At 41.2% G+C, this 12,432-nt stretch carries 11 protein-coding genes and 1 pseudogene; 6 read left to right on the forward strand and 6 right to left on the reverse strand.

What is annotated here, in order from left to right; translation table 11 throughout:
- Positions 1-4: 4 nt before the first annotated feature.
- The 5 genes and pseudogenes from CWB80_RS01570 to CWB80_RS01590 all read right to left on the reverse strand — a co-directional run bounded on the left by CWB80_RS01570 (position 5) and on the right by CWB80_RS01590 (position 3,858).
- Positions 5-505, reverse strand: a complete 501-nt coding sequence (locus tag CWB80_RS01570; RefSeq protein WP_138599107.1) for a DUF2271 domain-containing protein — start codon at positions 503-505, stop codon at positions 5-7.
- Complete coding sequence (locus tag CWB80_RS01575; protein ID WP_138599106.1) at positions 505-1,137, reverse strand: PepSY-associated TM helix domain-containing protein; 633 nt, start codon at positions 1,135-1,137, stop codon at positions 505-507. Before CWB80_RS01575 ends, CWB80_RS01570 begins: the two co-directional genes overlap by 1 nt.
- A gap of 196 nt (positions 1,138-1,333) precedes the next feature.
- A pseudogene (locus CWB80_RS01580) lies at positions 1,334-1,723 on the reverse strand (YbaN family protein); the annotation flags it as partial.
- Between the two features lie 224 nt (positions 1,724-1,947).
- A complete protein-coding gene (locus CWB80_RS01585) occupies positions 1,948-3,267 on the reverse strand; it encodes a porin (protein ID WP_138599105.1) in 1,320 nt (439 codons plus the stop codon).
- Between the two features lie 105 nt (positions 3,268-3,372).
- The gene (locus CWB80_RS01590; protein ID WP_054552297.1) at positions 3,373-3,858 is read right to left on the reverse strand and encodes a MarR family winged helix-turn-helix transcriptional regulator; all 486 of its coding nucleotides are present in this window, start codon (positions 3,856-3,858) and stop codon (positions 3,373-3,375) included.
- A 329-nt stretch (positions 3,859-4,187) separates the two neighbouring features.
- Here CWB80_RS01590 and CWB80_RS01595 point away from each other — a divergent pair, with 329 nt between their 5' ends.
- The 5 genes from CWB80_RS01595 (at position 4,188) to CWB80_RS01615 (ending at position 10,396) form a co-directional block, all read left to right on the forward strand.
- Positions 4,188-5,039 (forward strand): D-hexose-6-phosphate mutarotase, encoded by an 852-nt coding sequence (locus tag CWB80_RS01595; RefSeq protein WP_138599104.1) that lies wholly within the window; start codon positions 4,188-4,190, stop codon positions 5,037-5,039.
- Between the two features lie 68 nt (positions 5,040-5,107).
- Positions 5,108-5,641 carry a PH domain-containing protein gene (locus CWB80_RS01600; protein WP_138599103.1) on the forward strand — a complete coding sequence of 178 codons (534 nt, stop codon included), beginning with the start codon at positions 5,108-5,110 and terminating at the stop codon, positions 5,639-5,641.
- The gene (locus CWB80_RS01605) at positions 5,604-7,160 is read left to right on the forward strand and encodes a PH domain-containing protein (RefSeq protein WP_249362488.1); all 1,557 of its coding nucleotides are present in this window, start codon (positions 5,604-5,606) and stop codon (positions 7,158-7,160) included. Before CWB80_RS01600 ends, CWB80_RS01605 begins: the two co-directional genes overlap by 38 nt.
- 85 nt (positions 7,161-7,245) lie before the next feature.
- Positions 7,246-7,488, forward strand: coding sequence for a hypothetical protein (locus CWB80_RS01610; RefSeq protein WP_054552301.1), 243 nt, complete (start codon positions 7,246-7,248; stop codon positions 7,486-7,488).
- An 85-nt stretch (positions 7,489-7,573) separates the two neighbouring features.
- A complete protein-coding gene (locus CWB80_RS01615; protein ID WP_138599102.1) occupies positions 7,574-10,396 on the forward strand; it encodes a TolB family protein in 2,823 nt (940 codons plus the stop codon).
- 1 nt (position 10,397) lies between these two features.
- Here CWB80_RS01615 and CWB80_RS01620 read toward each other — a convergent pair whose 3' ends face one another.
- On the reverse strand, positions 10,398-11,537 hold the full coding sequence (locus CWB80_RS01620; RefSeq protein ID WP_138599101.1) for a tetratricopeptide repeat protein: 1,140 nt from the start codon (positions 11,535-11,537) through the stop codon (positions 10,398-10,400).
- A gap of 271 nt (positions 11,538-11,808) precedes the next feature.
- Between CWB80_RS01620 and CWB80_RS01625 the strand changes: the two genes are divergently transcribed.
- Entirely contained in the window at positions 11,809-12,423 is a 615-nt protein-coding gene (locus CWB80_RS01625; RefSeq protein ID WP_054552304.1) for a PQ-loop domain-containing transporter, read from the forward strand.
- Positions 12,424-12,432 lie beyond the last annotated feature (9 nt).

Here is a 12,432-nt window from a genome sequence, read left to right on the forward strand (position 1 = left end):
GTCCTTAATTACTGGTAATGGTAACAAAGCTAGTCGCGAACTCTTTTTCGCCTTTAATTGTGACTTTGCCGTCTTTTGTTAAGTCGATTTCAACGCGGGTGTAATCTCGGCCACCTTCTTCACGTACAACTTCAACATTAAGTAGGTAGCTGCCAGGTTTAACTGGATTACCCTTTAAATCTTTACCTTGCCATTCAATCGTATAAGTACCTGGGCGTTTTGTTGCACCTGTCACACCATCAAAGTTGTCGTTGCTACGACCGGCTTTTCGCCACCACTGACGTAAGTCTTTAAACCATTCAGCTTTTTCGACCCAAAGTGCAATCGTGGTAACGTGTTTACGTTCAGGTGTTTCTAGCCATAACGCCACGTAAGGGCGATGATATGGAGAAACATCTAGCTCAGGTAAGGTAAATTCAACGGTGAGGTTGGGATCTTTTGCAAAGCTCAGAGGGCTGAATAAACAGCTAATTAGTAGAGCAACGAGTAAGTGGGCTTGTTTCATTAAGATACTCCTTTAAGTTGAGGCACCCAAACTAGATAAATAACCAAAGGCGTGGCAACACCAAGAAGCGTTAACCATAGACCTGCGGCACGTTTTTTACGGTTTTGAAAGAGGATAAATAATCCGGTAATAGCAAACAGAATCATCAAAACAGCTGAAATATCAATCACCCAGCTCCATGCTTCACCTGTATGACGGCCCTTGTGTAAGTCGCCGATCAGACTCATAAAGCCACCGGTTTGATAATCAATATTAAGTTCACCGGTTTGAAAATCGATTTCGGCGTAGGCAAAGCCAGCCGGAAGCGGGTAGTCGAGCATTACCAAGGCATCTTCTTTTTCCCACTCAATACTTTTTACATTGCTGAGTGAAAACTGCTGTTGCATGTATTGTTCTATTTCAGGGTAAAGGCTTGGCAATGTGTCGAGGTTTGTTTGCGCTTTTTCAAATAACTCTGCAGAAACAAGTAGTTGGTTCTGACCATTATGTTTATCATTTTCGAGCCAACTAACGTGGTTAAGGATGATGCCGCTGACACAAAATAAAATAAGTAAAAAGAATAAGGCCGTCGAAAGGTATATATGCAAGGCACGGCTAACGCTATAAAAGTTGCGTTTGTTAAATGAGAACATAATGCGGTTTATTCGTTAAAGATACAAATATGATAATGATTTGTATTACTGATAACAAGCAGGTTTACGTTCTTTACATTTCTTTGTGCTAGAAATGAATAGCGAGATAAGCCATAACTGCTAGCTGCGAGCTGAGAAAACAGGCAAGCAACATCAAGCGCATCTGTGTGGTTATATTAACTTGAATTAGGGTTGGTTTATTGGGCGCAGATGGGCGGTTAATTAAATAAGCTAATACGCTCAATTCAATCAATGCCACAAGATACATCACCCAAATTGGCGCGGTACTTTGTAGTAAAAAAGCATATCCGACAGCCATACCAAAACCTGCTAATAACTTAGCACGGGTAGGAACAACCTTATGCTCTTGCCAAAACCTTAACGGTTGGCCGTATCTTGGGTGGTTTAGCAGCCAGGCAGAAAGCTTGGGTGATGAGCGGGTAAAGCACGCCAATGCTAGTATAAAAAAGATAGTCGTAGGCATCACAGGTAATGCAATACCTATGATACCTAAACCCACCATCAATAACCCGAGTAATTGATAGCAGCCATTTTTATAGGCGTTAAACGCCGCTCTCACATTCATCAATAAAGTTGGGCCTGATAAAACTTAAATCGTTGTAGTGCTTGCTTGATACCTATGATCAAGTTGGTTTGTATTTATTGGTTTTAGCAACATAGTCTACACCATGTTGTTTATTTAACTTTAGCTCAGCTTAATATTATTAGCTAACGCTATAAGTAAACTTACTTCAAACAAATGAAAAGCCCAGTTTAAACTGGGCTTGTAGGTCTTATTTTTGGCTATTTCTAGAAATAATAACCAATATTGATATTGAAGCGAGTTTCGGTGTCGTCGCTGTCGCCAGCAATTGAGCCGCCAACAAATGGTTGGTTTTTCGCTTGTACAAAATCAAAATAAGTGAATAAGCCACCTGCGGCAACAGATACCCCTGTTACATTCATCCATGTATCTTCGCTGTTATCTGACTTGTCATAAATAATGCCGTAGTCATTATAAAACTGCAGGTTTGTTACCGGACCCCATTCTACAGGCAGGCTGTAAGCGATATTGGCATTAGTCATGGTTGCTTCTGCGGCAATGCTATCGTAAAACGCATAAGCACCCACAGCCATACGGTCGACGTTGTCGATATCGTAGTTATACTCACCATGCTGAAGCTGGAAATTCCATGGGCCAATAGTACTGTTTAAGTGCACAGCCCAAGCGTAGTAATCACCGGCTTTATCTTCGCCGTCATGTAAGCCACCCGATAACGCAGAAACACCTAGCTCGGTGGTGCCGCCGTCATGCTCAAAATGATAGCCATAACGACCAGAGAAGGTATTGTACTCACCAATTGGATTGGTTGGTTCGGCATAAACACCTTCATCAGCAGAGCGGAAACCGACAACATCATATGAGTAGCGGTCGCTTCTGTCGTCTACATAGCCGTCAACGCCACCTAGCTCATCATTTTTGAAAAAGCCAAGATCAATTTGCCAGTTATCAGCAATTTTGCGCTTGAATAGAACACCTAAATCATGATCATCTTCAAGACCTATGTAATAAGTAGTGCCAAAGAAATAGTTGTGCGAGTTGTAAGGCCAGTTACCAAAAGGCACTTTGGTAATACCTGCCTGCACCTGCCAGTCTTCAGCAAAGTCATAGGCTGCATAGGCATATTTAACTGCAGTCATGTAATCGAAAAAACGGATCTCAGCGTTAAGCTGTACATCACCGACATCGCCTGCAAAATTTAGTCTGAAGATGTCAAAGTCGAAGTCGCCACCGCGGTTTTTATTACCATCGTCATAGGATGTATGGCTGAAGTTGGTACGTACTGCACCCCCAACCTTAATGCCAGATTCTTTTTTAGGAGCTTCAACAGCCGCTGTTTGCTGCTCAAGTTGCTTTTGTTGCTTTGCTACTTGTGCATCAATTTGCGCTTGTTTCTCGGCTTGTTGCTGTGATTTTTCTTCTGCAGCATCAAGTTTGCTTTGCAGTTGCTGCATTTGCTGTTTCAGTAACTGCAGCTGTTTTTGAAGGTCATCAATTTCAGATGCCTGACTAAGACTTGAAGTTGTGCCCAAGGTTATTGCGAGGGCTAACTTTGATAGTTTAAGCATGAATTTTCGCTAGTGTTGGAATGGGTACTACCAAGCATAGTTGATATTCATGCTGAACCCAAGACTAGCCACAGAAAATTAATATTAATCAATCAGTTTTAATTTTTACTGTGGTTCTAATGTCTTGGTGATTGCGCCAACTTCAAGTAGTGGTGAAGCATCAAGCTGATCTGCATCCATCATTGCGGCAATACGTTGCATTGATGAAAGTAATAAGCTTTGTTCCCACTCTTCGAGTGCTGAGAACTTTTCGATGAAGTGTTCTTGCAGAGGTTGAGGTGCTTGTTCTAATAGCTGTTTACCTGCTTCTGTGAGATGCAAACTAACTCGGCGTTTATCTAATTGGCTACGTACACGGGTGATCAGGTTACGGTTTTCTATACGGTCTAAGATATTGGTAACCGTAGCCGGGCTTAAATTTACATTTTGTGCAATGCGACTAGCGGTTATGCCATCGGTTTGTGCAACCTCGTTCATAATCAGTAATTGTGGGCCTGTTAAGCCTGAGGTTTTATTGAGCTGTTTTGAATGAAGGTCGATGGCTCTGATCACTTTGCGCAGCGACACTAGTAGCTCGTCATACTTTTGCATGTTTCTGTCTCTTAAATAAGGCGGCGTGGAACAACCGCAATCGCAAAATATTACACATCTAATAAATTGAGTTCAAATAAATAATAACTATGTGGCTTATAATTTGCGGCCATAAAGGTTGTTATCGTGTTTATTTATTAATTAGAGTAGAAATTAAAACATAAAAGTTGAAATTTAGATGGAGTAATTGTTGTTAACACTTAAAATGCAACTACGAGGTGACACCATCACTTTGTAGTAAAACAATTTATACAAATAACTAAATATTATTTACTAAAAGCCACTGCATTGGGTAAGGTGGATTTTTCTTTCATTAAATGGGACGAATTATGAAGTTATCGCCATCAGTTACGATTGAGCAAAGTGAAACCGGGCTTGAATTTATTAAAGTTGCTAGTGAGTTTTGTAGCGCTACTATTTTTCTGCAAGGTGCGCAGATCACTGAGTTCACGCCAACCGATAAAAAGCCACTATTATGGGTCTCAGAATTAGAAGATTACCAAGAAGGCAAAGGTGTGCGAGGCGGTATTCCGATTTGTTGGCCATGGTTCGGAGTAAGCCAACATGAAGGCTGGCCAGCTCATGGTGTTGCTCGCACAAGTTTATGGCGTGCAGAAGAAGTGAAAGAACAAGACGATTCTATTTATATCAGCTTGTCATTACCGATGACGCAAGTTGATGAAAAGTATTGGCCTTATAAAACTAAGTTATTGGCTGAGTTTATTTTAACCTCTAGCTTAGAGCTACGTTTAACAACCACGAACTTAGATAACCAAACAGTACAGTTTACTCAAGCACTGCACACCTACTTCCCAACACCAGCAATTGAAGAAACAAAAGTAGATGGTCTGCAAGGCGCGAAATACATTGAATTTGCTGAAGGTCCATTTGAGCAAAATGAATTAGTGTCGTTCGCGCGTGAAACAGATATGGTTTACACCGAAGCAAAAGACACTCAGCGTATCATTACACCTGATGGCATTATTGAAGTAGGCCGCGAAAATTCAACATCCTGTGTACTTTGGAACCCATGGATTGATAAATCAAAACGTCTTTCAAATTTTGCTGATGACGAATATCACGTCATGCTGTGTTTAGAAGCGGCTAATGTCCTTGATGATAGTGTTGAACTTGCACCAGGAGCAAGCCATACACTTGCAACAAAACTACGCTGGGTATAATTTATAACATATAACAACTCAGTGTTAGCACGTAAGGCCGGCACCGCTGGCCTTTACAAGGAATTACCGTGTTTAGTAATCAACAAATAGAAACCCTTCCAAAGCATCAAACGATTCAATTCCAACCACTTGCAGATAATGCGATATGGCATGTACAACTAAATTGGTTGTTGTTTTATGTGCCTCTAATGGCCGTGATTATTGCTGTACGGCACTTTAATCCTGCCGTTAGCCAAGCTATTGCTACACCTTGGCTTTTAGTTTTGCCATTGTTGGTAATACTGTCGATGGTTTACAACCTTTACAGCGTTCGCGCCAAAGGGGTGGCAGTAAGAGAGCATGATATTGCCTTTAAGCGAGGTTTAATTTGGCAACAAATCACCTTATTGCCTATTTCTCGCGTGCAACACACCGAAATTCATCGCGGCCCAATTGAGCGAAAGTTAGGACTCGCAACACTCAGGCTTTACAGTGCCGGTGGCATGAGTGCTGATTTACATATCAGTGGGTTAACGGACGAACAATGCAATGATGTCCGCCAGTTCGTGCAAAGTTATGGTGATAATGCAGCAACTCAAGAAAATGAGCTTGCCGATGAGTGAGCAACAATGGCAACGCGTGTCGCCATGGGCGCTACTGTATTTTATTGTTCACTTTGCACTGCGCTTCATAAAAGATGGGCTGCTTAATTTACTGCCTATTTTGGTGTTATTTGTTACGCAAGTTGAGCAAAAGCTGTTTTGGGGGCAAATAGCTGTTGCCGTGGCCTCTTTAGTTTTAGTGCTGTATGCCTTTGCTTATTATCGTAATTTTAAATACCGCATAACGGATGGTCACGAAATACTGCTCAATAAAGGGGTATTTAAAAAAGAGCGGCTAACCCTAAAATTTGCTCGAGTACAGAACGTAAACATTGCCGAACCTTTTTATTTTCAGCCAGTTAATTTAGTTAATTGTATTTTCGATGCCGCCGGTAGTAGTGCTCAAGAAGCTGTGATCCCGGGAGTTAAGCTTAGCTATGCCGAGCAAGTTCGTGAACAAGTTATGGAATTTAAGGCTCAGTTACAACAGCAAGAACAGCCGTCTATTGAGCAGAGCGAAGCAACAGATAAACCGAAAACCTTAACGATCAGCAATGCTGAAATTGCTAAGTTTGGTTTGATGTCGAACATGGCAATATTGGCATTGGCTGCACTTGCTCCATTTATGAATGTGATTTTTGAGTACCTCGAAAAAACCATCATAAACCGCCTAGAGGCCATACTGAATGAGCAAGCTGCGTTCGTTGGTAGTGCCGCTGCAATCGCTGTGTTAATCATGGTTGTTGCCATTGTTTTATGTGCTATTTTACTTTCTGTTGTCATGGCCTTGGTGCGCTTTTTTAACTTTCAGCTGTATTTTCAGGACGATAAGTTTAAGCGTGTGGCAGGTTTATTTGAGCGCCAGCAACTCTCGATCAGCGTGTCGAAAATTCAAAGTGTGCAAATCAAGCAAAATATTATTGCTCGGCTGCTTAATCGCTATACCTTAATTTGTCCACAAGTGAGTAGTGGTGGTATGGCAGCTGGGGTTGCGGCACATAAAAATAAACAAACGTTAGTGATGCCAGTAATCACCAAAGAGCAAGTGCAAGCCGTGTGTGGCTGGTTATTTCCATGGTTTGTTGATTTAACAGAGCTTAACTTTGTTAAGCCTGAGCGCGCTTTACTTTATAAGAATACGTTTTTATATGTGGTCCTACCTACTATATTTTCTGCTTTAATTTTCAATGTCTTATTTGATGCTGCTACGATGCTGTGGAGCATTGTCGTGGGCTTAGTTTTGATGATCGGTGTGTTTTTGAATTATCAAAAAACGGGTGTGGCTATGTATCAACATGACGGCCGCTTTTTTGCCGTATTTAAAACCGGCATGCTGGGTGTGCAGTATCGTGTTTTTGAAATCTATAAAGCACAAAGTGTCACCACAATAAGCACTTATTTAATGCGCCGATCACAGCTTAAAAGCTTGTATATACAACTTGCTTCTGGTTCAGTATCAATGCCTTATTTAAAAGCAGAGCTGGCTGAGCAGTTTGCTGATTTCGCCCTATATGAAATAGAAGGCGTCGAGCGGAATTGATTTTAAATGAAAATAATTCTCAATATCATTGACCTATTTGGGTTTTTGAGTATACTTTCTCAAAAGCTACAGATGGAGGTTCGCAATGATTTATTTACTACCTATTTTAGCTATTTCAGGTGTTGTCGGATTGCTTTGCTATGCTCGCAATAAGAAGGAGTGTAAAGGTCTTTGCGTAAGTTGTGCAGTGACTTGTATTGCTTTGCTTGTGACTGGCGCGATGGCTCTTGCGGGTCTTGGTGCATTGAGAAGCAGTATTATGTTTGCAGCGACAATATTTATTGTTTATCAATTACTAGGCTTGGTTCGCCCACTTAAAATCGAGTAATTTCTTACACTTTTTAACTTCAGCCTTTTTAAAAAGCATCGCATACTAATCCTTAAATTAAGTAACTTGCTAATCAAGGATTGTGATGAAAAAAGCCCTGTTAACTGCGGCACTACTTGCTGCTAGCCACGCTTCAAGCCAAGAAACTTGGCAAACCATTCATACCGAACACTTTAACGTGCATTTTAGTACTGAGAATCAGCAATGGGCCCGTTCAGCAGCAACAGAGCTTGAAATTGTTCGTGATAAGGTTTTAAAACAGCAAAACCGTGCCCTTGATGAAGTGGTCGATGTACTGGTTTTCGACCCGTTTAACGCCTCCAATGGCTTTGCTTTGCCTGTAACTAATAAGCCTTTAATGGCCTTGTTTACAACGCCCCCGCAATCCGACACGGTGATTTCTAACACTGATGGCTGGCAGCAGTTATTGATTTTGCATGAATATATTCATTTAGTGCATCTTGCTCAGCCTACTCGAAGCGACGTGCGCCAAGCTATTCGTAATAGTTGGGATATTTACGATTTAGTTGATGGCGAAATGCCGCGCTGGGCTGCCGAAGGCTATGCAACGCTGCTTGAGTCGAAAATGACAGGCCGAGGCCGTTTATACGATAACCTTTCAGAAGCAATACTGGTTGAATTTGCCCAGCAAGGTGCGCTGCCACAATATAGCCAATTGAGTAGTACCGAAGGAGGCTATTTAGCTGGCTCAATGGCGTATTTAATGGGTTCTCGCTTTCTTGCTTGGCTCGAAGAGAACTATTCAGCGCAAACTCTTGATGCAGTTTGGACACGTATGCAAGCGGTTAAAGCACGTGATTTTGATGAGGCCTTTAGCGGGGTATTTGGCGATTCACCTGAGCGCCTATATCGTCGTTTTATTGCCGAATATACTTATAAAGCAATGGCTAAAGAGGTAAGTGAGCAAACACTTACAAGCAAGCTTTGGTTAGAGCTTGATTTATACGCTTCGAACCCTGTTTTAAGTTTAGATAACAGTAAACTTGCGATTGTTGAGCGCAACAAAGATGACGAAACACGTTTAGTCATTTATAGCACTGATGACAATCAACAGGCTGCCGATGATTTTGCAAAGCAGCAACAAGCGTTACTTGATGATGATCCTGTCGATATCGCAGATAAAGCCCCCAATGTCTTTAAACGTAAGCAACAACATGTGCTTCAGCAAATTAATAGGCAAGGTATAAAAAACCCGCAGTGGTTAGACGAAAATACTCTGTTTTTCACTGCCACAACAACGGTTGCTAAAGGCTCCATTCAAGGTATTTCTGATTTATACCGCTATGATATCGACACTGGTAAAGTGAGCCCTTTGACGCATCATGCAGGGCTGCGCCGTTTTAGTATTAGTGATAACGGACAAACTGTTTATGCTGAGCAAACTCAGCATGGTTTCTCTGAGCTAGTGCGCCTTGACCTCAATACGGGTGTTTCTACCCCTTTATTTGAGAAAAGCCTAGAAACGGTTTATGACTATCCATTACTAAGCCCTAATAAAGCTCAACTTGCTTATTTAAAAGCGACATTGAATGCCAATTGGCAGTTGTATATACAAGACTTAAGCTCTCAAAAATCACTTACTGTGCCAATGCCTGAGGGCTATCAGTATCTGTCACAACCTAATTGGCAAGCAGATGGCAAAGGGCTATATTTTGTTGCCGGTAAAAAGAAAGCTCTCGATTTATATCATTATGATCTACAAAGCAATTCACTACGCCAATTAACGCAAGGCCAAGAAGCTGTTGCACACCCAATGGCAATGAATAATGGTGAACTTTTGTATTTATCGATCACTGCTGAAGGGCCGAATATCAAGCATTTTGCTGAGCAACCACAAGGATTAGAGGTTGTTGAATTTGCTAAAAGTGCGGCGCCACCACGAGGGCAAGTAACGAGCGAAGTATTACCTGAGGCGAAAATCTACCCGCAAAGCCCAACTGAGCCAGCCGATTATGATATTTGGCAGCAAAAACCAACCTTTTCGTTGGCATCTCAGTACTATTCGGCTTCATCTTCACTGCTTACCCTTGGAGTAAAAAGCAATGACTTTTTAAAGCAGCTCGATTTACAGGCAGGCTATAGTGCTGATTTACATGACAAAGCATTAGAAGGGGTGTTCGCGGCCGTTAAGTACTCAGCGTTTGATTTAAAATTTAAAGCGCTGTTATTTGATTACGACCTTGAATCAGCAAAACAGTACCACTCACAAATGCCACTAAACATTAGTAACACAGGGGCGCATTTAGCTTTGAGTTACCCGTTGCAGTTTCAGCAGCTTAGTATTACGCCGAGTTTGAGCTATAACTACAGTGACTTTAGTAATGGGGATGATCAATGGTTAACGCTTGGCCTTGAACAAAAATGGCAACATGATAGACAGCAATATGGTTTTGCTCAGTCCGTAAGTGCCCAGTGGCTATCCGGTGATGCTGACTCGAATAATTGGCAGGGCTATAACTTTGCTACCGTATTGAGCGGTTATGCCTATGATATTCCAGTTTATGTTAATTTTGCTCAGCAATATCGCGATAACAGTAGCCTTGCGCTTGGCGGTTATGAGTCAAACTTAATTAATAATGACACGCAAAGTGGCTTTGTTGTTGCCCCTGAGCTGCCGTTTATTAGTCAATTAGGTAACCGCTATAAAGGCTATGGCGGGGGTATTAGTTACAAAGATTCATTACCTTGGCTTTATTACCAACAGCATCAGGTCGATAACCGAGTTTATGCACAAAGTTACGGTCTCAAGTGGCAAGGAGACTTTAGCTTTGGCATGGGGCCTGCAGGTTTAAATGATGTAAACCTTGATTTTGGCGTCGCCCGAGTAGAAGGCGACGACTTTGAAAATGATTTACGCGCTTGGCTAAGCTTTTATTACTCGTTATAAACTAGTGTTGACCTTTTAAGGCGAAAAGCTTGGCGTGATAAAGTGCTAGTTTTTCGTCTTTATTTTCTATCTCAATGGCTTTTTCTAGCCATTCTTTGCTGCTTTGTTCATTACCTTGCTGATAACTTACAATCGCTAACTCTATATATGGTTCAGATAAATACGGAGCTAATGCGATAGCCTCCTCGAGTTGTTGTTTTGCCTTGTAAAATTGGCCATTGTTACGAGCGTTAATCGCTGTAGCGAGTAACTCGAACGGGTCTTGTCTAAGCATAGCAAGTTGTGAATTGAGCTGCTCTGCCAATACGTGATCATTCAGTTGCTCGGCCAGCACTGCGTAATTATGTAGTAAATTCGTATCTTTAAAGCCATGCTGCATCGCTGTTTGATAAATATGTTTTGCTCCAGCTAAATCACCCGATTGACGATGTAATACGGCAGCTAAATTGTAAAGCGCAGCAGAATTTGGTGTATATTCATTGGCTTTTAAAATATAGCTGTAGCTCAAATCAAATTGGTTAGCAATAAGTGCGTCGCTTGCTAAATTGCTGTAATAACGGCTAATTAAGTCTTTTAGTTCAGCACGGCCGGAATAAAAACTACCACGAGCAGGAAAGTAGTCAATGACAGTACCTGGCGGTACCAAGTAATTATCTTCTTCACTTAAAGGGGCATAGACTTTGGTGCGAAAATGGCCTGACACATACACTATATTATTTTGCTTACTATAAACAGGCTCACTTGAGACCGCTTGGAAACCAGTTTTGAGCCCGACTAGTTGCGCGTATGCGTGAGTTAAAATTGCTAAACTAATGCAATTGCCTTGCTCATTTTGTAATGCCTGTTGGGCATTTAAGGTGGCGCTAAAATAATTAAAATTACTGAGCTTATTTTCTAAGTATTGATAAAGAACTTGATCATCTCTTAAATAGTCACCTTGGTGTCTTGTGAAATAGTTAAGGAAGCGTTTTTGTTCCTCGGCTGGTAAGGTAAAAAGTTCAGGGTCTTTTAGTTCAACTTGTTGAAAATGTTCATTGTTTAGTAAGCTGGCAACGCTAGGAGGGGGGGCTGACTGTTGGCTTGTACTCTCGCATCCAGCCAAAAAGGAAAATAAAACAATTACATATAAAATTGGCTTCATAGCTTTTCTCTCCTGAATACTATCCGCTCAATGTACCCATATTGCAGTGACTATTCAAGTCAGTCGCTAGTGTCATCAGCTGTAAACAGCTTGTACGGATATCTTGCCAATAGCCAATTGTATATTTTTTATTCTTTATTGCATTCTAAAACTCTCTCATTACAATGCCGCGCTCTTTTAAATCGCTTTAAAAACAGTTGTTTACTGAATTTTTATGGGAGATTTATAAATTACTAACTTATTAACTAAATTGTAACGAGAGAGGTCTGTTTTGGCGCACTTTTTGCCGATTATTTCATGCTTTATTTTAGCGTTTAGCTTTTATCCGCTTTTAAATAAGATCCGTAAAAATCGCAGTGTGTCGGGCGTTTCGCTGTTAATGATGAGCTTTGGTGTTGCGCAAAGTGTGTATTTCATCACCTTTAATTTGTTTTTTCAGCGTTTTTACATGGTTTTGCCGTTTGTTGTTACCGGCATGCTAAGTGGTGTGATTCTTTACTACTTTGTTCGTTACAATGCTGAACGAAAGCAACGCATGCAGCTAGCTGGGTTATTAGCTATCTCGGTCGTGCCTTTTGGTTTGTTGCTTAACCCTCATTATGAAACAGCAACGGTGCTTAACTGGCTCACCTATGTAGGTTTAGTCATGAGCTCTATTCGTGTTATGCCGCAGACTTATAAAACTATTAAAAGTGGTGATATTAGTAATTTAAGTGCGCGCTACTTCAGCCTACAGTTTGTTGCTGGAAGCTGTGGCCTTGCTGCCGAGCTTGCTATGGCGACACCAAGTGTGTCTCACATACTAACCTTTGTGATGATATTACTGACTAATGCAGCGCAATTAGGATGTATTCAGTATTATAAATCACGCCCTGCAATGGCTTAAACTAAAAAA

Origin of the sequence: Pseudoalteromonas sp. S1650, from assembly GCF_005887195.1 — a bacterium.
Lineage (GTDB): Bacteria > Pseudomonadota > Gammaproteobacteria > Enterobacterales > Alteromonadaceae > Pseudoalteromonas > Pseudoalteromonas simplex.